Consider the following 23,156-nt stretch of genomic DNA (forward strand, 5'->3'; position numbering starts at 1 on the left):
CGGCCAGGCAACGCATCACCGGAACAGTAGCCCGGCCGAGCAACGCGACGCCGGGGAAACCCCGTACTTAACCGCTAAATACGTTACCCGCGTTGCCCGCTGATTTCAGCACCCACACGCGTCCGTAGTGATTATACCAGCCAGCGCGATGCCCGGCATCCGCACCAATACCCTGGTAGATGTCAAAGTGCTGGCCTTTAATCGCCCCGCCCACATCCAGCGCGACCATCAGGCGCAGCTCGTACTGCCCGTTAAATTTACCGTTATTGTCCAGCTGCGGCACTTCGGCCAGCAAGGTGGTTCCCGGCGGGATCACGCTGCGGTCAGAGGCCACCGACGCACGGCCAATCAACGGCACGGCGCTCGCCCCTTTCACCGGCGCGAAAGACTGTGGTTTAAAGAACACAAACGACGGATTCTGCTCAAGTAATTCCCGCACTTCCGCTTCGCTGTGTGTTTCACCCCAGTGGCGGATAGCCTGCATCGACATATCTTCGCGTTTCACTTCGCCGCGATCGATAAGCACTTTACCGATGCTTTTATACGGCCAGCCATTTTTACCCGCGTAGCTGAAGAAATTCAGCGGCGAGCCATCACCAAAATCAATATATCCGCTGCCCTGCACGTCCATGATGAAGTTATCCATCAGGGAGTTACTGTAGGCCAGAACATAATTGTCGCTTAACTGTCCGGCATAAATCCCGGCACGTGACGGCAGCTTCCCGCGCTTCGGCGGCATACGATAAAGGGGATACTGGAACTCGCCCTGGCGCGTATGGCGCGCCTGCACGACCGGCGTGTAGTAGCCGGTGAACTGCACGTTACCGTAATTATCGGTGCCTTCCATCTGCCAGGCGTCCAGGCCGTACTGGCGCATGGTGCGGGTATCGCCCCCGGCAAGCAGCCACTTCTGCACCGCGTTATAAATATTGCTCTGATTGCCATACAGGCGCGGAGAAGCGTTACGAATCTGATTAACCTGCTCGGCGAAATCGCCGGCATTGATTGGCGCGCCCACGGCATCAGGTTGATTGACCAGTGAGAAAGGCTGGGTGAATTTCCCGTCTTTATACTGCTGACCGCGATCGGTCGGTTTTGACGAACAGGCCGCCAGCATCGCCAGCATTGCCCCTGTTACTGCATATTTTGCCCAACGTCCTTTCATGGTGTCTTCTATTTTCCGCATAATCGAAAGTGCCCGATGAAGATAACAAACCGCCAGGGGTATTGAAATGCGTGAACGCCCGCTTGCAATAAATCTGCACAAAAAAAACGCAATTCACGCCAAATCCAGACAACCTGTAAAAAAATGAGTGATTTATATCAAAAATGGGTTGCAACAAATGTTCAGCGGAGTATAGTGCGCTTCCACGGACGCGGGGTGGAGCAGCCTGGTAGCTCGTCGGGCTCATAACCCGAAGGTCGTCAGTTCAAATCTGGCCCCCGCAACCAATTAAGCAGTAAAAGAAGTCAACATTACTCGATGGAAGAGTAGTGCTCGGACGCGGGGTGGAGCAGCCTGGTAGCTCGTCGGGCTCATAACCCGAAGGTCGTCAGTTCAAATCTGGCCCCCGCAACCAACTAAGCAGTAACAGAAGCAAACATTACTCGATGGAAGAGTAATGACGGACGCGGGGTGGAGCAGCCTGGTAGCTCGTCGGGCTCATAACCCGAAGGTCGTCAGTTCAAATCTGGCCCCCGCAACCAACTAAGCAGTAAAAGCAGTAAGCATTGCTCGATGTAAGAGTAGTGACGGACGCGGGGTGGAGCAGCCCGGTAGCTCGTCGGGCTCATAACCCGAAGGTCGTCAGTTCAAATCTGGCCCCCGCAACCAATTAAAATGACACCCACGAGGGTGTTTTTTTTTGCCCGTCATTCAGCGTCTCAAGACCTTACGCCACACCCAAAGCGTGGCGCTCCGCCGGTCACTACGCCTCCTGATGTTCCCGCATAATCTCATAAATCCTTTTTATATCAATATGCTGACGCATTGACTCTGCCAGAATATCAAACTGCTGCATCTTGTAACGGGCGTAATGGAAATCAGCGTCCAGCGCCGCCAGCCCTTTGCGCTCACGCAGAGCATTCACCAGCGCGCGGGTAAACGCATCGCTATCAAACAGGCCGTGAAGATAGGTGCCAAACACCAGACCATCTTCACTCACCGCACCGTCCGCGCTGTACTTACCGTTTTTGCAAAGCAGCATCAAAGCCTGAGCGCCTTCTTGCAACGTGGTCTCGCCCATATGAATTTCATAGCCGCGTAGCGCCATCCCGGAGGCTGACGCCAGCAAGCCCGGCAGCGCGCCATTAAGCTCCGCCGTCGCCTGCGTGGTGGTTTTTTGCGGCGCAAAGCGGGTGACGGTATTGAGTAGCCCTAAACCGGGCAGCGTTCCCAGCCCGGACTCCACCTCATCAATCAGCGTATCGCCCAGCATCTGATAACCTCCGCAAATGCCAAGTACCGGTACGCCCTGGCGTTGCGCCTGCAAAATACCGTGCGCCAGCGCGCTGTCCTGAAGCCACAGTAGATCGCCAAGCGTATTTTTACTGCCCGGCAGAATAATCAGATCGGCTCCGGCTAAATCCTCGGCGTGACGCACGTAGCGCACGCGCACGTCCGGCTGCGCCGCCAGCGCGTTGAAGTCGGTAAAGTTCGAAATGTGCGGTAATTGCACCACCGCCACGTCAATCTCACGTTGAGCAATATGGCGGTATTTTCCCTTTTGTAGCGCCACGCCGTCCTCATCTTCGAGGTCAACGTCCAGCCACGGCATTACGCCCAGTACGGGCACGCCGGTTAGAGCTTCAATTTGTTCGATGCCGGAATATAAAAGCGCCACGTCACCGCGGAATTTATTAATAATGACGCCTTTCACCCGCCCACGCTCATGGTCTTGCAGTAAGGCCAGCGTGCCATAAATGGCGGCAAAAACGCCGCCACGGTCGATATCCGCCACCAGAATTACCGGGCACTGCGCCATCTCGGCCATCCCCATATTGACGATATCGCGGTCACGGAGGTTAATTTCCGCCGGGCTGCCTGCCCCTTCCAGCACCAGCACGTCGTACTCCTGCGCCAGGCTTTGATAAACGGAAAGGATCTGTTCGCGCAGCTTCGGCTTGTAGTCGTGATAGCTGACGGCATCCATATTGCTGGCCACTTCTCCCATCAGCACAATCTGCGCTTTGCGGTCGCTGGTCGGTTTGAGAAGGACTGGATTCATGCGCACGTCCGGCGCAATACCGGCGGCTTCAGCCTGGAAAATTTGTGCGCGTCCCATCTCTTTGCCGTCCGGCGTGATGCCGGAATTGAGCGCCATATTCTGCGATTTAAACGGCGCGGTGCGCAGGCCATCCTGATAGAAGATTCGGCACAGCCCCGCCACCAGCATACTTTTGCCGACGTCGGATGCGGTGCCCTGCAACATAATGGCCTGAGTCATTGGATTCCTTTTTCACGCATACGGCGGAAAAACTCCGCCTCGGTTTTACACAGTGGCAGCCCAAGCTCCGCATGCAGCTTAACCAGCCACGGCGCGCTTAAACCCGCTTGCTCAATCAACTCGCGCTGGGCAAACACCTCACCCGGTGCTCCCGCTGCCAGCACTTCACCCCGGCGTAATACATACACCGCGTCGCTGACTTCATAAATTAAATCAATATCATGGCTGGAAATCACCACATGATTGCCCTGCGCAACGATGCGCTTGATGATATCAATCATCTGCGCTCGTCCTGAGGGGTCGAGCCCCGCGGTGGGTTCGTCTAGCAGTAAATAGCGCGCTTGCAGCACCAGCGCTCCGGCAATCGCCACGCGTTTTTTCTGCCCGTGACTCAGGCACTGGATAGGCTGCTTACGAAAATACTGAGCGTCGACCAGCGTCAGCGCCTCATCAACGCGGTGGGCAATCTCCTCTTCCGCCACGCCCAGATTACGCAGGCTGAAGGCGATATCGCTGTCGATATCGGTATAGAAGATTTGCTGATCGGGATCCTGAAAGACCGTGGCAACCTGCTGACGCAGGGCCAGCAACCCGCGCTTACTGTAATCCAGCGCTTTGCCTTGCCATAATACCGCGCCCTGCTGCGGCCGCAACAGTCCGCTTAAGTTCATAAACAGCGTCGATTTTCCGCAGCCGTTCGCCCCCACCAGGCCGGTCACCGCCTGGCGTGAAAAATCCAGCGTCAGCCCTTTTAACGTCGGTTCATCCTGGTAGCGAAACCAAAGGTCATGGGTGGCAAGCATGAGGGTCCTTAAAGGTGAAAATCACCCTGATACAGTTTGATATCCAGCGCGGTACTCATTTGTTGATAGCGAATAAGCACGCGGGTAAACAGCAGCCCGACCAGCATCGACAGCGAGCGGTAGCCCAGCCGCACGTTACGGTAGCCAAAGCGCAGCGTTTGCGCCCGATGAATGGCCATCGCTTCGTCGAGCAGGATAAAGATAAAGCGCCAGGTCAGCAGGATCTGTTCGACAAGCAGGCGCGGCACGTGCGCGCGTTTGAGCAGGACAATCAGCTGCGGGAACGGTAGGTTCAACACCAGCCAGAATGTTGCCGCCAGCGCCGCCAGGCTGCGCCAGAAGGTGTCGTTGGCGGTGGCTAATCCAACCGAGGTGATACCCAGCCGAAACGATCCGAAAGGCATGCTGACCAGCAGCGCCTGCGGGTCGCGGCTGACGCTAAACACAATCGTCACCACGCCCACCAGCAAAAAGCCCAGCGGCAGCGCCATCCAGCGACACCACCGCCACAGCGAAATGCGCAGCAGCCAGCAGGTCAGCGCCGCCGTAAAACACATCAGCAGCGCCTGCCCCAGCGGCGGCAGGCTGAAGGCCAGAACCATCAACAGCAGCCAGAACAGAAATTTCCGTTCCGGCGGCAAATGGAACCAACGGCTTTGGTAGCTGAGCCTATCAAGCCCGGTCATCATTGCGCTGGCGGCCTTTGTAGTAGCCCAGAATATAGAAAATAACCGCCGCGCCCAGCGAACCTTGCAGGGTAAACAGCAGGCTTTCAATTTCACCGCTGGCCGGTTCATATAGCGGCTGGAACCACGGTTCATAGTGCGGGGCAACGGCCTGGATCTGGCTTTCCGCTTCGCCGTCAGAGCCGCCGTATTCACCGCCGTGATTGATAAAGAACGGCAGGATCACCAGCGCGATAACCATCGCCAGCAGGATCAATGTCTTTTTCATTTTAGCGTCCTCGTGCAGGGATCAACTGACGCTTGGTCAGCTGGTCGTAGATCATCACCGTCAGTAACCCTTCGGCAATGGCGATCGGGATCTGGGTCAGACAGAAGATCCCCATAAACTTCAGGCTTGAACCGGCGATCCCCGCCTGCGGATCCGGGAACGCGACGCCCAGCTGGAGTGAGGTGACAAAATAGGTCGCCAGATCCGCCAGCATCGCGCACAGAAACACCGATATATCGCGGCGAAAACCGGCTTTACAGGCCATTTTCCACGCCAGATAGCCGACGATCGGCCCAATCACCGCCATCGACATGCCGTTTGCGCCAAGCGTGGTCAGCCCGCCGTGCGCCAGCAGCAGCGCCTGGAACAACAGCACAATGGCACCGAGAATAGCCACCACGCCGGGGCCAAAGAGGATCACCGCCAGCCCCACGCCGGTGGGGTGCGAACAGCTTCCGGTGACAGAGGGGATCTTCAGCGCGGAGAGCACAAAAATAAACGCCCCGCACAGCGCCAGCAGCACCTTCTGGTTGTTATCTTCCTGCACGATGCGGCGCAAGCGCACCAGCCCATACCACAGGCACGGCAGGAACAGCAGCCACCACGCCAGCGCCCACAGCGGCGGCAGGAACCCTTCCATAATGTGCATCGCAAACGCCTGCTCTGGCACCACCAGCAGCAATAGCGCCGCCGCAAGGCCGCTTAACGACAGCTTTTTCAGCTGTTGCTCTAATTTCATTTTGTCTCTCCCCACTGTTTGTTGACCAGAATGGTCGAGAAATACGGCAGCGGCTGGTCATCAGCCACCTGCGAAAGGTTGTGCCAGCACTGTTCGCCGGGCAGCGTAGCCTCGGCCATCATCAACGCGCACTCCAGCAGGCCAGCTTTAGCCAGCAGCGCTTTGATACGGGCGAAGCGACCATAAACCTTCATCAGCACCAGGCTGTCATGCTGTGCCAGCGCGCGTTCAATTTCCGCTTCCGGCGCGGTGCAGGCGACAACTGCCAGCGATTGTTGCTCCATCGCCAGCGGCGTTTGCGCGCGCGCGGCAATGGCGGCGAACGAGGTCACGCCGGGAACAATTTCCAGCCATTGCGGGCTGCCAATGCGTTTGAGTAAAAAGACCCAGGTGCTGAACAGCATCGCGTCGCCGAGCGTGATAAAGCCAACCTGCTTACCGGCCTCCACTTCGCGCACCAGCGCGCTGGAGACGTCGTCCCACACCGCCTCTTTTTCAGCACTGTCGGCACTCATCGGAAAGTGACAGCAGCGCACCTCGGTGTGCTCACCCAGATATTCCCGGACGATAGAGAGCGCAAGGCTGTCGCCGCCTTTGCGACCCGCCGGGGCATAGAGAATATCGAGCGCGCCGAGAATGCGCGCCGCACGCACGGTGATAAGATCCGCCGCACCAGGGCCGGTGCTTAAGGCATACAGTTTCCCGCTCATGCCACCTCCAGCGATTGTTGCAGATGCTCAACAAACATCGCCCGCACCGCCGGGTTCTCGCCCAGCCCATTAAGCCACGGCGTGGCCGGAATCCCCGCGGCGTTGAACTGCGTTTTCCACGAATCGTCTTCGTCAGAGGCCATATCGTTAATCGCGTGGTCACCCGCCACCAGCATGAGCGGCATCAGGTGTACGCCGCGCACGCCTTCCTGGCTGAGGCTGTCAATCAGCACGTCCACTTCGGGATAGCTTTCCACCGCGCCAACGCGCGCCGGGAAGCGCTGGACGCTCATCATATGATCGAGGCAGGCGTAGGCAGCAAAGGCGTGGTGGCTGGCGCCGTGGCCCATAAACACCACTTTCTCATTGGCGTTAAGCGCGGGCATCTGCTGCTCCAGCGCCTGCATCAAGCGCACATAGTCTTGATGACCGCTCAGCAGCGGCTTACCGAGAGTCAGACGGTTAAAGAGCGGGCGCAGACTCTGCACTTCATGCGCAATCTTCTCGTATTCATCGCCGTTGATAATATGCAGCGACTGAATCGCCACGTCCTGATACCCCTGCTCGGCCAGCTTTTTCAGCGCTTCCAGCGGGGTATCAATATCAATGCCGTCTCGCTGTTTGAGCTTGCGGATAATCATCCCGGAGGTAAAGGCGCGAAACAGGTCACGGTCAGGGCAGCTTGCCGCCAGCGCACGCTCACAGGCGACAATATTTTTCTCACAGGTCTCGGGGTAACTGGTGCCGAAACTCACCACTAACAGGGCTTTTTTCATCTTCTTTTCCTTAGACCGTGGCCTGCCAGCGCGCTAAGCGCTCGGCAAAGGCGGCCTGACTTTCAATGCGTTCATCGCCGGTCACAAGCGGTGCCGGGCGGGTAATGACGATGCAGGGAACTCCCGCCTCCAGGCAGGGCTGAACCTTTTCCTGATAGCCCCCTTCCGCGCCGGAAGCCTTGGTGACCATCACATCGGCGCGGCAGTGGCGGTAGAAGGCGGCGTTAAATTCGGCGCTAAACGGCGCGCACAGGGCAAAAATCTCACCGACGCCAAAGCCTAAGTCGACACACTGCTGCACCACCTCTGGCACCGGCAACACGCGGGCAAGCAGCGTTTTCTCCGGCAACACTTCGCGCCACTGCGGCAGGTCTTTACTGCCGGTGGTCAAGAGCACCCGCTGGCCCATGTTTTTCAACAGCGCGCAGGCCTCGGCAATACTGCTGACGTAATACAGCTGCGGATGCGTTAATGAGCTCAGCTGTTCCGGGCGCTCGTAGCGACTTAACAGCACGCCGGTCTGCGCGCAGGCGGCAACCGCATTGCGGCTGACCACTTCGGCATACGGATGCGAGGCGTCAATTACCCAGCGGGTCTGGTGCTCGACAAGCCAGGCCACCATCTGCGCCAGATCCAGTCGTCCGCAGCGCACGTTGCCCTGAATATCGCCCGCCAGCGCTTCCCCCGTGGGCGTCGCCACCGACACGGTGTAGCGCACCCCGGCGGCGTCCAGCTGCTGGCAAATCGCCCGCGCATCGCTGGTTCCGCCCAATACCAGCACATCGCCGTGGCTCACAGCACGTAGCCTCTTGGCGTAATCATCAGGCCGTCCTGCACGTAGGTGGTTTTATTGCCGACGATAACGAGGCTGGTCATGTCGACCGGCGCAAAGTCCATTTCGCCAAGCGTGGTCAGCCATTTTTCTTCTTTTTTACGCCCGGCGGCTTTCACCACGCCCACCGGCGTATTGGCGTTTTTGCTGGCGGCCAGCAGTTCAAATGCGCGCGCCAGATGCCCTTCACGACCGCGGCTGCGCGGGTTGTAAAAGCAGATAACAAAGTCGGCTTCTCCGGCGGCGATAATGCGTTTTTCAATCACCGGCCACGGGGTGAGCAGGTCGCTTAAGCTGATATGGCAGAAGTCATGCATCAGCGGCGCACCCAGTAACGCGGCGGCGGCGATACTGGCGGTCATGCCGGGGATCAGGCGCACTTCCACGTCCAGCTTCTGTTTGCTGACCAGTTCCAGCACCAGCCCGGCCATGCCGTAAATACCGGCATCACCACTGCTAATCAGTGCCACGTTGTGTCCGGCCTGCGCCAGATCAATCGCCGCCTGGCAGCGCTCGATCTCTTTGCACATTCCGGTTTTGATCACCTGTTTGTCGCCGGTAAAGGCTTTTACCAGGTGCGTGTAGGTTTTATAGCCGACGACGATTTCCGCCGCCTGCAAGGCTTCAACGGCTTCCATGGTCATCATGGCCTGCGAGCCGGGGCCAATTCCGATTACGCTTAACATCAGTGTGTAACTCCCAAAGTAATAGTGACGCCCTGTTCACGCAGGGTCTCGCCGATAAGATGCCCGTCGCTCATCAGCCACGCCGCCGGGCCGGAAACGCTGCCGACGCCCACCGTTTGTTTGACAAATTGCGAAGCGGGAAAGCGGTGTTGGTGCTCGCACAGGGCGGCGACGCTAAAAATTTCAAACGGCACATCGGCTGCGCGGGCAAGCTCAATCAGCCCCGGTTCATCTTGTTTGACGACGATGCTGCCAATGGCTTTCAGGGCCAGCGGGTCGAGCCGTTGCGCCGCGAACTGCCGTGACAGAAGTTGTGAGATCAAGGCACAAGGGGTATCTCGACGGCAGCCAATGCCCGCCACAATCCGTTGCGGAACCAGCTTCCAGTGCGGCAGCGGCAGTTCCGGCAGCGTGTCGCGCAGGGTGATGCACACCAGCGCGTCCAGTTCAGGCAAGGCGTCAAGACAGGTCACGGTGATAAAACCACGGCGGTCGCAGCGGCTTACCTCATCGGCGAGCGATTCATCCCACCACAGCCCGACGCGCTGCTGGCTGACCAGCATTTGATTCACGGTTTTCACCGCCGTGCGAAAATCATGCATTCGGGCATTCAGCTGGCAGGCTAACGAATCCAGCGCAGCCACCTCGTTGACGTCGGTCGAGGTGGTGATCACCGGGTCAACGCCAAGAATGCTCGCCAGATGGCGCGCCAGCGTATTCGCGCCGCCGATATGGCCTGAGAGCAGGCTGATAACGTGCTGGCCGCGCTCATCAATCACCACCACCGCCGGGTCGTGAAATTTGTCCACCAGCAACGGTGCCAGCACGCGCACGGCAATACCGGTGGCACCGATAAAAATCAGCGCCGAATAGCGGCTAAACGCCTGCTGCACGCTTTGCGCAAAGCTGCCGTCAAACGCCGAAAAGCCCTCTTCCACCAGCGCCTCGCGGGTGAGACAGGTCATCGGCTGCGCCGCACTGAGCCGTTTCGCTAACGCCACGCCGCCGGGGGTGAGGCAAAACAGCGCAATGCCGTCAGGCTTTACGGTATTCATGGCTGAAGTCCGCCGCGTACAGACGCGAGTAGTGATACTCCTCACCGAGGAAGTTGCCGACCAGAATCAGCGCCGTTTTACGGATCCCCGCATCACGCACTTTATCGCCGATATCCACAAGCGTGCCGCGCACCGTCTGGCTTTCCGGCCAGGTCGCTTTGTAAACCACCGCCACCGGCGTATTTGCCGGATAGCCGCCCTCAATCAGCCGTTCCGCCACCTTGTGAATACGCTGAACGGAGAGATAAATCGCCATGGAGGTTTGATGCTGGGCAAACGACTCCAGCTGTTCACGCTCTGGCACCGGCGTGCGCCCCTCCAGACGGGTGATAATCAGGCTTTGCGACACTTCCGGGACGGTGTATTCAACGCCCAGTTCCGCCGCCGCGCCGAGAAACGCGCTGACGCCCGGCACCACCTGCCAGGGGATGCCGCGACGCGTCAGCTCTTCGCCCTGCTCGCGCACCGAGCCGTACAGCGAAACATCGCCGGTTTGCAGGCGCACCACCGTTTTCCCGGCTTTCACTCCGTCTTCCATCAACGCAAGAATTTGTTCCAGATGCAGTTCAGCGCTGTCGTGGCATTGGGCATCTGGCGGGCAGTACTCCAGCAGTTCGGTGTTAATAAGCGAACCGGCGTAGATAACCACCTGCGCTTGTTGCAGCAGGCGGTAGCCTTTTAAGGTAATCAGGTCGCGGTCGCCGGGGCCTGCGCCAACGAACCAGACACAGCGGTTATCAAAGCGTGCAGACATGGGCATCTTCCTTTTGACAGGCAATGACAAAAATGGGGTTATGCGGCTTGAAATAGTGCCCGCTGCCAAGCGACGTGAGCGCGGAGATGGTTAACTGCTGGCAGTCCATCGCCGTGACGCCCGACAGACGGAGATGGTCGAGGGCCGCGTGCAAATTTTCCTGGAGGATAAACGTCATCACCAGGCGTCCACCGGGGCGCAAATGCTGCAATGACCAGTCAATCAGCGCGCAAAGATGCCCCCCGCTGCCGCCGATAAAGACGGCGTCAGCCTGCTCAACCGCGACGTCCGGCGCTTCTGCGGCTATCACTGTGATATTGCCGCAGGCAAAGCGCTGGCAGTTCTCCTCCAGTAAGCGCAGCGCTGCCGGGTTACGCTCAATCGCCGTCACCGCAAGCGTGGGGTTTTGCAATGCTGCTTCAATCGACACGCTGCCGGTTCCCGCACCGATATCAATCAGGTGGCTGGCCCAATGCAATTCCAGCTTTGACAGCGCCAGCGCGCGCACCGCTTCTTTGGTCATCGGCACTTTTTCGCCGCGCAAAAACAGTTCATCTTTCATTGAGGATCACCACCGTGTTCATCTCATAGTCGTTCTCCACCGCGCTGACCGGCAGCCAGTGGATGCGTTCGTTGTCCTGCGCCAGATTTTCGCCAATCACCATCCAGCGATGCCCTTTACCGCGCGCCACCAGTTCAGCGGCAATTTGCTTCGGCCCGCAGCGCTTATCGGTGACCATTGCCACCTTGAGATGGCGGGCGATGGCGTCAAAGTTCACCTCGCGCCCGTGACTGCTGGTGAGCCACATCTCGTTCATGTCGACACCCGCCCGCGCGCACAGATACTGCACGGCGCTGACGCCGGGGATCACCTGCACGTTATCGCGGCCAAAATGAGCAATCAGCCGCGTGCCGATGCCGTAAAACAGCGGGTCGCCGGAGGCCAGCACCACCACGTTTTGCGTGGGGCGTGCCGCAATCCATGCCAGCACCTCACCAATGTTGGCGCCCAGCGGGCAACGTTCGCCGCTGAAATGCGGGAACTGCGCCAGATGACGTGCCGCGCCAACCTGCGCATCGGCCTTCGCCACGGCTTGTACCGCCTGCGGCGTCATCAATTGCACGCCCGCCGGGCCCATGCCCACCACCGTCAGCATTGCATCGCCTCGACAATTTCACTGACCGGGCGATTACTGCCGAGGATCTGGTTATCAAACGAGAACATGATGGCGTCGCATTGCGGCGGCGTTTTGGTGAAGCGCAGACGCTGCATGACGCGCATACAGATGCGTTCGGCAAGATGGTTGTAGATGCGCTGGAAACCGAACGCGTCAATATGCTCCATCGCCGCTTCGGTGGTATCGCAGTCGCTGACCCGCGTCAGCAGCTCCAGCGGCGCGCCGAGCAAGGCCAGATGGGCGACCAGCGTTTCCATCCGCGCATCGGCAATATGGCTATGGGTGTGAAAAATGCCAGCGGCGATTTTAATCAGCTTGCCGGGGTGGCCTATCAGCACTATCTGGTGAAAGCCCAGCCGTACGGCCTCCTCAATCATGTAGCCGACAAAGTTGCTCATGGTGACCACCACCGGCGAGTCGATGCCCATCTGCTCGCGCACGAAGCGTTCGCCGTGGTTGCCCGGCACCAATATCACCCGCTCAAGCCCCGCCGCGCGCTTCATCTCAAGCTCCAGCGCCAGCGAGCGTTTCCAGCTCTCCTCAGACATCGGCGTGACGATGCCGGTAGTGCCGATAATCGAGATGCCGCCCACGATGCCCAGCCGCGCGTTATAGGTTTTTTGCGCCCGCGCCTCGCCTTCCGGGGCAAAGATTTCGACCTCCGCGCCGCGCGCGGGACCAATCGCTTCACGCACGGCGGTTTCTATGGTGTGGCGCGGGGTGCGGTTTATTGCCGAACTGCCGATGGGGAGCCCGATGCCTTTGCGGGTGACGGTGCCAACGCCCTCACCGCCGCGCAGGGTAATGTCGCCGCTGTCGTTAAGCGTGACGCGGGCAAAAATCAGCATCCCGTGGGTAGCATCGATATCGTCGCCGCCGTCTTTGCGAATGGCGGCAATTCCCTGCTGGCCTTCAACATGCGGCGATTCAACGTTCAGATTCAGCGTTACGCCAGAAGGGGTGACAATCGACACCTGATGAATCAGGTGCTGGCGCATGACCATCAGCGCGGCAACTTTGGCCGCCGCCGTAGCACAGGAGCCGGTGGTGTAGCCTTTGCGCAGCGCTTTGCCGTTATGCCATACCGGGGCATCAAAAGCGGGTTCACTCATTTTGCGGCCTGCAAATGATAGAGAATGGCGTTGACGATGGCGGCGGCGACGTTGCTGCCGCCTTTGCGTCCCAGTGCGGCAATTCCCGGCAGGCCGCTTTTGCTGAGCGCGTCTTTGGATTCCGCCGCGCCGACAAAGCCCACCGGTACGCCAATTACGCCACCGATATCAAGTTCTTTATGCTCCAGCAGGCGGAATAACGCGGTCGGCGCATTACCGAAAACAAACACCTTGTCACCCGCTTCCTGCACGGCAATGTCTACCGCCGCCATCGAGCGGGTCATGCCCTGCGCTTTCGCCTCGCGCACCACGCGCGGGTCGCTGATATAGCAGCGGCACTCGCCGCCGAAGGTCGCCAGCAGATTTTTATTAATGCCGGAGAGCGCCATGGTGGTGTCGGTATAGAGCGTACACGGGCGGCTTAACGCCTCGGTCAGACACGTCAATGCATCCGGCGCGAACCACAAAATATCCAGCCATTCAAAGTCGGCGGTGGTATGAATCACTCGCTTAATAATCGCCTCGTGCAGCGGGCTTTCGAAGCAATATTCCGGGCGGGTATCGGCAATAATGTCGCTTATGATCTCAAAGCTTTTACGCTCGATAGCCTGCGGTTGCTGGATATAGTTCATGCACTGCTCCTTAAGCGATGCCCACCAGCCAGACTCTTGCCGCCATAAACAGCAGCAGGGCCAGCGTGGACGACACCCACATCAGTCGAATCGTTCGGGAAATATCATCAATTTCGATAGCGCGACGGGCGTCGCCTATCCACGGCTTCTCAACGCGCTCGCCAAAATAGTCGTTCGGGCCGCCCAGACGAATGCCCAGCGCCCCGGCAACCGCAGCTTCCGGCCACGCGCAGTTTGGGCTGCTGTGGTTGCGGCGATCGCGCCAGCCGATGCGTAGCGCCCGTCCAGCATCAAAGCGACAAACCCACGCGGCGGCGCTGATAAAAAGCCAGCTCAGGCGGGCGGGAATAAAGTTGGCGACGTCGTCTAATCTGGCGCTGACCATACCGATAGCGCGGTATTTTTCATGCTTATAGCCGACCATCGAATCGAGGGTGTTGACCGCTTTATAGGCCATTGCCAGCGGCGCGCCGCCAAGCAGCAAGAAGAACAGCGGCGCGATAATGCCGTCGACGGTGTTTTCCGCCACCGTTTCCACTACCGCGCGGTTGATTTGCTCAGGCTGAAGTTGGGAGGTGTCGCGACCGACAATCCACGACAGCTTGCGGCGGCTTTCGGCAATGTCGCCCTCGCGCAGCGGTCGTTCAACATCCTGCGCGGAGCGCGCCAGGCAGCGTCCGGCGAGCACGGTGAAAATCATCCACACCTCCACGCCCCAGCCCAGCCACGGATGAATTTTCGCCGCCAGCGCCAGCACGCCCCACGCCACGCCATAGGTTAGCCCTACCACCACCAGCCACATCACCCCGCCGCCGAGACGTAAAGCCCGATCGCTGCGGCAGAGGCGGCGCACCACGCGTTGTACGGTGCTTATCAGGTTGCCCATCCAGCGTACCGGATGCGGCCAGTGCTGCGGGTCGCCAATCACAAAATCGAGCGCCCATGCCAGGCACCACGCGAGCAGCGTCATTGGGCGCTCCTTGCGGCGGCAAACCAATGGTTTAGCATGGCGGGACGTTGCGCGAAGTGGACGTGCAGATAGCTGGCAAAGGTGTTGCCACACTGCCAGCCTCCAGACCATTGCTGGAGGGTTGCGCCATCGCGGGTTTTACGGCAGGCCATCACCGCCGGAAGCCGGGGGGTAAAATCGGAGTAGTGGAATTCATGCCCGCGCAGCACCTCGCCGGGAGCGGCGAGCAGCGTTTGCCGTTGGGCTTCGGCTTCGCAGTAGCCAAAGCGCGTCAGCCGGGTGCCCATTTTGCTGTCACCGGGGAGGATATCCGCCATCGCATGGATTTCCCCCTGCGCATCCTCAAGCGTGCTGCCAAGATACATCAGGCCACCGCATTCCGCGTAGATAGCCACGCCGCGCCGGTGCGCTTCACGCAGTTGCGCCAGCATGGAGGTGTTGGCGGCAAGGGTTCGGGCATGTAATTCCGGGTAGCCGCCGCCCAGCCAGATCATCTGGCACGCTGGAAGCTCCCGGTCGTGCAGCGGGCTAAAGCGCACAATGTTCACCCCCGCGCGTTCCAGTAGCGCCAGATTATCCGGGTAGTAAAAATTAAAGGCTTCATCATCGGCAAGCGCCAGCGTTAAGCCTTCACCGGCAAGCGGCGTCGTCGGCCATTCTCCAACCGGTAAGGCGTTCAGTTCACTGAGCGAGAGCAGCGCGTCAATATCCAGCGTGCGTTCAAGCGTGGCGGCAAAATCCTGCCACGGTTTGGCGTTAAGCGTTGATTCGCGGGCGGTGACTAGCCCAAGATGGCGCTCGGGCAGCGCCACGCCTTCCACGCGCGGAACGTAGCCCAGCACCGGAATAGCGCAGTAACGTTCGATGGCGCTTTTCAGCAACTGGAAGTGGCTGTCGCTGTTGACCCGATTAACAATCACCCCGGCGATGTTGAGGCTGGGGTCGAAGTGCTGAAAGCCCATGACGGTTGCGGCAATCGAGGTGGAGACCGCTTTGCCATCGACCAGTAAAATCACCGGGCAGCCCAGCTGTTTGGCCATCGCCGCGCTGCTGCAATAATTGGGGTCAGTGCCGTAACCGTCGTACAGGCCCATGACGCCTTCAATCACGGCGATATCCGCGTGCTGCAAATGGTCACAAAACAGGGCGTTGAGAATCGAGGTGGGCAGCATAAAGCTGTCGAGATTACGCGAAGGGACGCCGCACAGCGCGGTATGCCAGCCGGTGTCGAGATAGTCAGGGCCAACCTTGTACGGCTGAACCCGCAGCCCGCGCTGCTGGAGCAATTTCAGCAAGCCCAGCGTCACCGTGGTTTTACCACAGCCGCTGCCGGTACCTGCAAGAACAAATGCGTGCTGTCTGGCTGCCATACCCTGACCCTATTGCCGAGGGACGAGTATAGCCGTGCGCTTGCCCGATCAGCCGACCGTGCAACGCAAAGCAACCCACTTCCCACCGAAGTTGTTGTTAATGACCAACAGGCAGGTCTTCTGGCTTAGCGTCATCCTCACCCGTCCTTCCCGATCCGGCGATCAGTGGTGTTTACGGGGTCGTCAGCATCACAGCAGCGGGGGCTGCGGGGGATTTATACACGCGTGTATTCACCCCCTTCCCTGGCACATAATGTGCCTGACCTGTTGGTTGCAGATTTATGCCGGCACCGCGCCCGCATAAAATAAAAGCAGCTTACTCTAGCGCGTCAAATAAAGGATTTCGTTGCGCTATGACAATACCGGTATATTTACGGTAGTTATATTTTGAAGGCTAAAGCAAGGAATATCATGAGCGTGGCACGCTGCCCCGGTTCCTGCGGGGAAATTATTCAGGGCTGGATTCTGGGCAGTGAAAAGCTCATCTCGTGCCCGATAGACTGGTACAGCACGGTGGAGGTGCGTGACGGCTCGCCCTTAGCCAACGAGCGCCCGCTCACCCGCGCAACGCTTGAGGCCGTGCTGGCACACTTTGGCTATCCACCGGCGCTAAGCCAGACGCTACAGGTTGAGGTTCACTCGACAATCCCGATTGCCAAAGGCATGGCCAGCAGCACCGCCGACATTGCCGCCACCGCCGTTGCCACAGCGCATCACTTGGGGTATTCATTGAATGAATCAATTCTGGCTGCGCTGTGCGTGTCGCTTGAGCCAACGGACAGCACGCTTTTCGATCAGTTAACCCTGTTTGATCATCATGACGCGCATACTCAAATTGGCTGTGGCCCCTCGCCTGAATTCGACCTGCTGGTGCTCGAAAGCCCCGTCATTCTACGCACCGCAGATTATCACCGTTTACCGCGTGAAGCGGCATTACAGGCCAGCGCCGCAAGACTGCATCAGGCGTGGGAAAAGGTGCAGGCAGGCTGCGCCAGCAATAGCCCGGAACGGTTAGGCGAGGCGGCAACGCTCAGCGCGATCGCCAGCCAGGCGCTGCTGCCCAAACCGGAGTTTACGACGTTGCTGTCGCTGGTTGAATCTTGCGGATTATACGGAATAAACGTGGCGCACAGCGGCAGCGTGGTCGGGTTAATGCTCGACCGCCATCGCCACGATGTGGAATATTTGAGATGGGCGCTGGCACAGCAAAAACTCAGCGATTGGTGGCCGAAACAGCACCTGGTAAGTAAGGTGTCGGGCGGAGTTCAGCTAAGCACCTGACGAAGCGCCGCCAGCAGCCGCTGGTTTTCCGCCTCGCTGCGAATTGCCACGCGGAAGTAGCGCGCATCCAGCCCCGGATAGTTGGCACAACTGCGGATAAGAATATGGTGTTGCAGCAGCGCGTACTGCAATTCAACATCCGGCCTTTCACAGCGTAAAAACAGATAGTTGGCTTGCCCCGGATACACTGTCAGCCCATCAATGTCGCACAGCGCCTGATAAAATCGCGGGCCTTCCTGCGCCAGCCATCGCCGGGTTGCCTGTTGATAAGCGTCATCGCACAGGGCAATTTCACCTGCCAGCGCGGCAAAGCTATTGATTGACCACGGCATCTGATGCTTACGCAGTCGCGCCACCGCCTCGGCGTCACCGTTGAGTAAATAGCCTAACCGCAGGCCAGGAATGGCGTAAAACTTGGTGAGCGAGCGCAGCACCCAAATGTGCGGATGTTCGCCAAGATGCGGGATAAAACCGGGTTCGTCGGCGATAAAGTCGATAAATGCTTCATCTAAGACCAGCGTAATATCGAGCGTCCGGCAGCGTTCGGCTATCGCCTCCAGCAGCGTGCGCTCGGGCAGCAGCCCGGTCGGGTTATTCGGCGTGCACAAAAACAGGCAGTCAAGCTCTGCGCTTAGCGCCGGTAAGATGCGCTCGGTCAGCTGCCAGCCGTCTTCTTCGCGCAGGGCAAAAGTCTCTACCTGGCAATCAAGCGTGTCCAGCGCCCGGCGGTACTCGGCAAAGCCCGGAGCAATCACCATCGCCCGACGCGGCTTTAAACCGCGTGCAAGGGTGAAAATAGATTCGGTTTCACCGTTGCCCGCCAATACCCACGAAACAGGCACCCCGTGATGCGCAGCCAGCGCCGCGTGCAGCTGCGCATAGTCTACGTCGGGATAATGCTCGGCACATGAAAGCTGGGCAATGATGGCCTGCTTTACGCTCTCCGGCATACCTAGCGGGTTAATGTTGGCGCTAAAATCCAGCAACTGGTCGGCAGAGATGCCGAGCAGCGCCGCTGCTTCACGGGTGTTGCCGCCGTGGACGCTTTTGAGTCGCGACACGGTAAATTACCCGCGCCTTGCCAGCGTCGCGCCGTCGGCAAAGTAGGCTTTGATGCCTGCGAGAATTGACTCGGCGACTTGCTGCTGGAAGGCCGCGGTTTTCAGCTTACGTTCTTCTTCAACGTTACTAATAAACGCGGTTTCGACGAGGATTGATGGAATATCCGGCGCTTTTAATACCGCAAAACCGGCCTGTTCGACCTGATTTTTATGCAGGTTGTTGATCTTACCAAGCCTTTGCAGCACGGCTTTACCGAACTTCAGGCTGTCGGTAATGGTCAGCGACTGCACCATATCAAACATCGTGTGGTCAACGTAGCGGTCGCCGCTCTTGCTCACGCCGCCCACTAAGTCAGCGGCGTTCTGGGTTTGCGCGAGGTATTTGGCCGCGGTACTGGTGGCCCCTTTGGTCGACAGCGCAAACACCGAGGAACCGCTCGGCTGGCGGCTGGTGAACGCATCCGCATGAATGGAGACAAACAGGTCGGCGCGCTGCTTTTGCGCTTTTGCCACCCGGACTTTGAGCGGAATAAAAATATCTTCGTTGCGCGTCATGTAGGCTTTCATATTGCCTTCTTTCTCAATCAGCGCGCGCAGGCGACGGGCAATTTGCAGTACCACATCTTTTTCCCGCGTTTTATGCAGCCCCACCGCGCCGGAGTCTTCGCCGCCGTGACCGGGGTCAAGCATGATGACAATCGGACGGTCACGCCCGGCTTTGCCCGGCTGCGGGCCGCTTTGCGCTGGCGGAACCTGATTTTCGAGGCCGTCTTTATTGTATTCCTCCAGCAAGGCCAGCAGCGGATCCTGCACGTCATTGCTGTTGGAAGGATAGAGATCCATGACCAGGCGCTCTTTAAAACCGGCGACCGGCGCCAGGGCAAAGAGCTGCGGTTTAACATCTTGTTTTAGCTCAAATACCATGCGCACGGTTTGCGGATCAAACTGCCCGACACGCGCCGATTTAATATAGGGATCGTCGGCGCGAATCTGCGCCCCCATGCCTTTTAGCACCGAGTTCAGATTAACCCCTTCGAGATCCACCACCATACGGTCAGGATTGCTTAGCGCAAACTGTCGGTACTTAAGCACACGGTTAGACTCCACCGTGACGCGCGTGTAGCTGGACGCCGGCCAGATACGCACAGCCACCACCTGACTAACGGCAGCTAAACCCACCTGACTCACGCTCAACAACCACATGGCGCCCGCCCCTTTTAACAGGCGACGACGACTTAACGACTGACTTCCCGACATGCTCCATCCCAGGCAAAAAAAGACAATTTGAATTTACGCATTTTACGATTGACCGAAAACTTTAACCAAAGGTGGATAAGCTGTCATCTATAAAAGGGTAAACATTCGTAGGATCAACACAATTGGCAGCAGGCTATTGCGTTATTTAGGCAAAATCCGGCTTGCGTTTCGCCCGAAAACAGAATAAAAATACATTAATTACGAATAGTCATGCATTGAGGGTTGTGCCGTGGTGAAGGAACGTAGAACCGAACTGGTAGAGGGGTTTCGTCATTCTGTCCCCTATATTAACGCCCACCGGGGGAAGACGTTTGTCATTATGCTCGGCGGTGAAGCCATTGAGCATGAAAACTTTTCCAGCATCGTCAGCGATATTGGTCTGCTCCACAGCCTGGGCATTCGCCTGGTGCTGGTCTACGGCGCGCGCCCGCAAATCGATGCCAATCTGGCTGAGCACCACCATGAGCCGACCTACCATAAACATATTCGTGTTACGGATACTAAAACGCTGGAGCTGGTGAAACAGGCTGCGGGTCTTCTGCAGCTGGATATTACCGCACGGCTGTCGATGAGCCTTAACAATACCCCGCTACAGGGCGCGCACATCAACGTGGTGAGCGGCAACTTTATTATCGCCCAGCCGCTAGGGGTGGATGACGGCATCGACTACTGCCACAGCGGACGTATTCGTCGTATTGATGAAGAAGCGATCCACCGCCAGCTCGACAACGGGGCGATTGTGCTGATGGGGCCGGTTGCCGTTTCAGTGACCGGTGAGAGCTTCAACCTCACCTCCGAAGAAGTGGCGACCCAACTGGCGATTAAGCTCAAAGCGGAAAAGATGATCGGCTTTTGCTCGTCGCAAGGGGTTTACAACGAGGCGGGCGAGATTGTCCCGGAGCTGTTCCCGAACGAAGCACAGGCGCGTATTGAAGAACTCGAGCAGGAAGGCGACTACCTTTCCGGCACCGCGCGTTTCCTGCGCGGCGCGGTAAAAGCCTGCCGCAGCGGCGTGCGTCGCAGCCACCTGATTAGCTATCAGGAAGACGGCGCGCTGTTGCAGGAACTGTTCTCCCGCGACGGTATTGGTACGCAGATTGTGATGGAGAGCGCCGAGCAAATTCGCCGCGCCACCATTAACGATATCGGCGGGATTCTGGATCTCATTGCCCCGCTGGAGCAACAGGGGATTCTGGTGCGTCGTTCTCGCGAACAGCTGGAGATGGAGATCGACAAGTTCACCATTATTCAGCGCGATAACACCACCATTGCCTGCGCCGCGCTTTATCCGTTCCCGGAGGAAAAGATCGGCGAAATGGCCTGCGTGGCGGTGCACCCGGATTACCGGAGTTCATCGCGCGGCGAGGTGCTGCTGGAGCGTATTGCTACGCAGGCAAAACAGATGGGGCTTAATCATCTGTTTGTGCTGACCACGCGCAGCATTCACTGGTTCCAGGAGCGCGGGTTTAAGCCGGTTGATGTGGAGCTGCTGCCGGAGAGTAAAAAGCTGCTGTATAACTACCAGCGTCGGTCGAAGGTGTTGATGACGGATCTGGTGTAAACCGGTAGCCCGGGCAAGGCGTTTACGCCGCCCCCGGGGTGGCTCGCAACCAATCCCGACGTCACTGCGTTCGGCCGGGCTACCCTTTTGAGAGGGTTAGGTGCATTCCAGCCCGTGTAGGCCGGGTAAGGCGAAGCCGCCACCCGGCAATCGGCACCGTTGCGCCTGATGGCGCTACGCTTATCAGGCCTACCCTCCATCTACCGCTATACCACTCGTACACCCGCTGGCATCAGCTTCTCCGGTGTGAGCAGGACGCTTTCGCTGCCATCATCAGTTTCTGCACACAAAAGCATGCACTCGGAGATTTCCCCGCGCATTTTCGCTTTCGCCAGATTGCACAGCACCACCACGGTTTTTCCCAGAAGCTCTTCCTCACTGTAGTACGGCACCAGGCTGGTCACCGTCTGCAAGGTACGTTCGCCAACATCAATCTGAGCAATGTATAACTTGTCAGCGTTTGCATGGCGCTCTACGGCGACAATCTTGCCGGTACGCATCTCCAGTTTGGCAAAATCACCATAAACTACCGTTTCCATCTTCTCCCTCCACCTTAGTAAAGTTTTAGTAAAAAATAACAAAAATCATCAGTTTTTCCGCATAATATTGACAACAATGTTAGGTCAATCACTGTTTACATCAGAGAAAATGTCGGGTGGGTATTGAATAATACCGCGTCAATTTACTGAAAAAAGATGCAGGAGCCCTCGCTTGCTTTACAATGGTTTGCATCAATGGGGCAACGTCAGAGAAGAGAAAAAATGGCTACACTGAAAGATATCGCGACCGAAGCGGGCGTTTCGCTGGCAACGGTTTCACGGGTATTAAACGACGACCCCACCCTGAACGTGAAAGAAGAGACAAAGCACCGTATCCTGGAGATTGCCGAGAAGCTGGAATATAAGAGCACCAGCTCGCGTAAGACCCAGGCACACGCGGTTGGGCACCATCATATTCTGGCGATTTACAGCTATCAGCAGGATCTTGAAATCAACGATCCTTACTATCTGGCGATTCGCCACGGCATTGAAACGCAATGCGAAAAGCTCGGCATTGAGCTAACAAACTGCTATTTCAACAACGCGCTACCGGAACTGAAAAAAATCACCGGCGTATTGATTGTCGGGCAGCCGTCGCTCGCCATTCGTGACGCGGCCACTGCGTTAACGGATAATATTTGCTTTATCGATTTCCATGAACCTGGCAGCAACTATGATGCCGTGGATATCGATTTGGTGCGTATCGCAAAAGAAGTTATCGACTTTTTTATCGCCGAGGGCGCGTCGCGCATCGGGTTTATCGGCGGCCAGGATGAACCCGGCAAAGCTGATATCCGTGAAGTGGCCTTCGCTGAGTACGGCCGTCTTAAAGGGGTGGTGTCGGAAGATGACATCTGGCGCGGTGGTTTTTCCAGTTCTTCTGGCTATGAGCTTGCAAAAATCATGCTGGCGAAAGCGGATTTCCCCACAGCGTTGTTTGTCGCATCGGATTCAATTGCCATCGGCGTACTGCGCGCTATCCACGAACGCGGACTCGCTATCCCGGAAGATATCTCGCTTATCAGCGTTAATGATATCCCCACCGCACGCTTTACCTTCCCTCCACTCTCCACCGTGCGCATTCACTCAGAAATGATGGGCAGCCAGGGCGTGAACCTGCTGTTTGAAAAAGCCCGCGATGGGCGCGCGCTGCCGCTAAACGTCTATGTTCCGAGCGTGCTAAAACTGCGCGGTACTACCCGCTAGTTGCGTTTCTGACGCGAAATCCTCTGCGCTCGGCTCCCGGGGGCGGCGCTTGACGCGCCTTGCCCGGGCTACAGGTTCAGCACCGTCTGCAAAACGGCAGCCCGGGCTACGGGTTCACCGCCGTCTGCACAACAGTAGCCCGGACAGATGCGCAGCATCGCCTCCGGGAATGTCCCTTTCCCGACGCCAACCACAGGCGCCCGGTAACGCTCATTTTGTGATCGAGTTAAAGTA

The 23,156-nt window shown here is 58.0% G+C and carries 24 protein-coding genes, 4 tRNA genes and 1 riboswitch; of the genes, 7 read left to right on the forward strand and 21 right to left on the reverse strand.

From position 1 onward, the window contains the following. Positions 1-67: 67 nt before the first annotated feature. On the reverse strand, positions 68-1,165 hold the full coding sequence (mltA, locus tag ACIPDS_RS06550; protein WP_166515744.1) for a murein transglycosylase A: 1,098 nt from the start codon (positions 1,163-1,165) through the stop codon (positions 68-70). Positions 1,166-1,375: 210 nt separating this feature from the next. Here mltA and ACIPDS_RS06555 point away from each other — a divergent pair. The 4 genes from ACIPDS_RS06555 (at position 1,376) to ACIPDS_RS06570 (ending at position 1,834) form a co-directional block, all read left to right on the forward strand. After that, a tRNA-Met gene (locus ACIPDS_RS06555) sits at positions 1,376-1,452 on the forward strand. 51 nt (positions 1,453-1,503) lie between these two features. Beyond that, a tRNA-Met gene (locus ACIPDS_RS06560) sits at positions 1,504-1,580 on the forward strand. A 50-nt stretch (positions 1,581-1,630) separates the two neighbouring features. After that, positions 1,631-1,707: transfer RNA gene (locus ACIPDS_RS06565), tRNA-Met, on the forward strand. Between the two features lie 50 nt (positions 1,708-1,757). Further along, positions 1,758-1,834, forward strand: a tRNA-Met gene (locus ACIPDS_RS06570). Positions 1,835-1,928: 94 nt separating this feature from the next. Here the strand turns inward: ACIPDS_RS06570 and ACIPDS_RS06575 are convergent. The 17 genes from ACIPDS_RS06575 to ACIPDS_RS06655 are packed head-to-tail and all read right to left on the reverse strand — an operon-like array spanning position 1,929 to position 16,017. Then, positions 1,929-3,446 carry a cobyric acid synthase gene (locus ACIPDS_RS06575; RefSeq protein WP_400733945.1) on the reverse strand — a complete coding sequence of 506 codons (1,518 nt, stop codon included), beginning with the start codon at positions 3,444-3,446 and terminating at the stop codon, positions 1,929-1,931. After that, positions 3,443-4,249, reverse strand: coding sequence for an energy-coupling factor ABC transporter ATP-binding protein (locus ACIPDS_RS06580; protein WP_400733948.1), 807 nt, complete (start codon positions 4,247-4,249; stop codon positions 3,443-3,445). The genes ACIPDS_RS06575 and ACIPDS_RS06580 overlap by 4 nt, the downstream gene beginning before the upstream one ends. A gap of 8 nt (positions 4,250-4,257) precedes the next feature. Further along, a complete protein-coding gene (locus tag ACIPDS_RS06585; protein WP_400734703.1) occupies positions 4,258-4,935 on the reverse strand; it encodes an energy-coupling factor ABC transporter transmembrane protein in 678 nt (225 codons plus the stop codon). Beyond that, on the reverse strand, positions 4,922-5,203 hold the full coding sequence (locus ACIPDS_RS06590) for an energy-coupling factor ABC transporter substrate-binding protein (protein WP_061283152.1): 282 nt from the start codon (positions 5,201-5,203) through the stop codon (positions 4,922-4,924). The genes ACIPDS_RS06585 and ACIPDS_RS06590 overlap by 14 nt, the downstream gene beginning before the upstream one ends. 1 nt (position 5,204) lies before the next feature. Then, entirely contained in the window at positions 5,205-5,942 is a 738-nt protein-coding gene (cbiM, locus tag ACIPDS_RS06595) for a cobalt ECF transporter S component CbiM (RefSeq protein WP_400733952.1), read from the reverse strand. Beyond that, positions 5,939-6,652 carry a cobalt-factor II C(20)-methyltransferase gene (locus tag ACIPDS_RS06600; RefSeq protein ID WP_166515739.1) on the reverse strand — a complete coding sequence of 238 codons (714 nt, stop codon included), beginning with the start codon at positions 6,650-6,652 and terminating at the stop codon, positions 5,939-5,941. The genes cbiM and ACIPDS_RS06600 overlap by 4 nt, the downstream gene beginning before the upstream one ends. Then, entirely contained in the window at positions 6,649-7,428 is a 780-nt protein-coding gene (locus ACIPDS_RS06605; RefSeq protein ID WP_400733956.1) for a sirohydrochlorin cobaltochelatase, read from the reverse strand. Before ACIPDS_RS06605 ends, ACIPDS_RS06600 begins: the two co-directional genes overlap by 4 nt. A 10-nt stretch (positions 7,429-7,438) precedes the next feature. Continuing rightward, positions 7,439-8,224, reverse strand: a complete 786-nt coding sequence (locus ACIPDS_RS06610; RefSeq protein ID WP_400733959.1) for a cobalt-precorrin-6A reductase — start codon at positions 8,222-8,224, stop codon at positions 7,439-7,441. Then, positions 8,221-8,946 carry a precorrin-3B C(17)-methyltransferase gene (locus tag ACIPDS_RS06615; protein WP_400733962.1) on the reverse strand — a complete coding sequence of 242 codons (726 nt, stop codon included), beginning with the start codon at positions 8,944-8,946 and terminating at the stop codon, positions 8,221-8,223. The genes ACIPDS_RS06610 and ACIPDS_RS06615 overlap by 4 nt, the downstream gene beginning before the upstream one ends. After that, complete coding sequence (gene cbiG / locus ACIPDS_RS06620; RefSeq protein WP_400733965.1) at positions 8,946-10,001, reverse strand: cobalt-precorrin 5A hydrolase; 1,056 nt, start codon at positions 9,999-10,001, stop codon at positions 8,946-8,948. Before cbiG ends, ACIPDS_RS06615 begins: the two co-directional genes overlap by 1 nt. Further along, positions 9,982-10,755 carry a cobalt-precorrin-4 methyltransferase gene (locus ACIPDS_RS06625; protein WP_400733968.1) on the reverse strand — a complete coding sequence of 258 codons (774 nt, stop codon included), beginning with the start codon at positions 10,753-10,755 and terminating at the stop codon, positions 9,982-9,984. Before ACIPDS_RS06625 ends, cbiG begins: the two co-directional genes overlap by 20 nt. After that, the gene (locus tag ACIPDS_RS06630) at positions 10,739-11,317 is read right to left on the reverse strand and encodes a decarboxylating cobalt-precorrin-6B (C(15))-methyltransferase (protein WP_400733971.1); all 579 of its coding nucleotides are present in this window, start codon (positions 11,315-11,317) and stop codon (positions 10,739-10,741) included. The genes ACIPDS_RS06625 and ACIPDS_RS06630 overlap by 17 nt, the downstream gene beginning before the upstream one ends. Further along, complete coding sequence (locus tag ACIPDS_RS06635) at positions 11,307-11,912, reverse strand: cobalt-precorrin-7 (C(5))-methyltransferase (RefSeq protein ID WP_400733973.1); 606 nt, start codon at positions 11,910-11,912, stop codon at positions 11,307-11,309. The genes ACIPDS_RS06630 and ACIPDS_RS06635 overlap by 11 nt, the downstream gene beginning before the upstream one ends. Then, positions 11,906-13,045, reverse strand: a complete 1,140-nt coding sequence (gene cbiD / locus ACIPDS_RS06640) for a cobalt-precorrin-5B (C(1))-methyltransferase CbiD (protein WP_400733976.1) — start codon at positions 13,043-13,045, stop codon at positions 11,906-11,908. The genes ACIPDS_RS06635 and cbiD overlap by 7 nt, the downstream gene beginning before the upstream one ends. Beyond that, the gene (locus ACIPDS_RS06645; protein WP_400733979.1) at positions 13,042-13,677 is read right to left on the reverse strand and encodes a cobalt-precorrin-8 methylmutase; all 636 of its coding nucleotides are present in this window, start codon (positions 13,675-13,677) and stop codon (positions 13,042-13,044) included. Before ACIPDS_RS06645 ends, cbiD begins: the two co-directional genes overlap by 4 nt. Positions 13,678-13,687: 10 nt before the next feature. Continuing rightward, positions 13,688-14,647, reverse strand: a complete 960-nt coding sequence (gene cbiB, locus ACIPDS_RS06650) for an adenosylcobinamide-phosphate synthase CbiB (protein ID WP_400733982.1) — start codon at positions 14,645-14,647, stop codon at positions 13,688-13,690. Further along, on the reverse strand, positions 14,644-16,017 hold the full coding sequence (locus ACIPDS_RS06655; protein WP_400733984.1) for a cobyrinate a,c-diamide synthase: 1,374 nt from the start codon (positions 16,015-16,017) through the stop codon (positions 14,644-14,646). The genes cbiB and ACIPDS_RS06655 overlap by 4 nt, the downstream gene beginning before the upstream one ends. A 92-nt stretch (positions 16,018-16,109) precedes the next feature. Then, positions 16,110-16,300: riboswitch (cobalamin riboswitch) on the reverse strand. Positions 16,301-16,428: 128 nt separating this feature from the next. On the opposite strand from ACIPDS_RS06655, the gene ACIPDS_RS06660 reads away from it, so the two are divergent. Beyond that, positions 16,429-17,298: an L-threonine kinase gene (locus ACIPDS_RS06660; RefSeq protein WP_400733987.1), complete on the forward strand. Its 870-nt coding sequence runs from the start codon at positions 16,429-16,431 to the stop codon at positions 17,296-17,298. On the opposite strand, the gene cobD is transcribed toward ACIPDS_RS06660, so the two are convergent. Continuing rightward, a complete protein-coding gene (gene cobD, locus ACIPDS_RS06665; RefSeq protein ID WP_400733990.1) occupies positions 17,283-18,359 on the reverse strand; it encodes a threonine-phosphate decarboxylase CobD in 1,077 nt (358 codons plus the stop codon). The two genes, ACIPDS_RS06660 and cobD, sit on opposite strands and share 16 nt — an antisense overlap. A 6-nt stretch (positions 18,360-18,365) precedes the next feature. Further along, positions 18,366-19,616: an N-acetylmuramoyl-L-alanine amidase AmiC gene (gene amiC, locus ACIPDS_RS06670; RefSeq protein WP_400733993.1), complete on the reverse strand. Its 1,251-nt coding sequence runs from the start codon at positions 19,614-19,616 to the stop codon at positions 18,366-18,368. Positions 19,617-19,845: 229 nt separating this feature from the next. On the opposite strand from amiC, the gene argA reads away from it, so the two are divergent. Beyond that, positions 19,846-21,177, forward strand: a complete 1,332-nt coding sequence (gene argA / locus ACIPDS_RS06675; protein WP_166515725.1) for an amino-acid N-acetyltransferase — start codon at positions 19,846-19,848, stop codon at positions 21,175-21,177. Positions 21,178-21,383: 206 nt separating this feature from the next. On the opposite strand, the gene ACIPDS_RS06680 is transcribed toward argA, so the two are convergent. Further along, positions 21,384-21,716, reverse strand: a complete 333-nt coding sequence (locus ACIPDS_RS06680) for a tRNA-binding protein (RefSeq protein WP_400733996.1) — start codon at positions 21,714-21,716, stop codon at positions 21,384-21,386. A gap of 222 nt (positions 21,717-21,938) precedes the next feature. Here ACIPDS_RS06680 and ebgR point away from each other — a divergent pair, with 222 nt between their 5' ends. Beyond that, positions 21,939-22,922 (forward strand): transcriptional regulator EbgR, encoded by a 984-nt coding sequence (gene ebgR / locus ACIPDS_RS06685; protein WP_166515723.1) that lies wholly within the window; start codon positions 21,939-21,941, stop codon positions 22,920-22,922. The last annotated feature ends 234 nt before the right edge of the window (positions 22,923-23,156 follow it).

Source organism: Kluyvera sp. NPDC087067, assembly GCF_044745165.1.
Lineage (GTDB): Bacteria > Pseudomonadota > Gammaproteobacteria > Enterobacterales > Enterobacteriaceae > Kluyvera.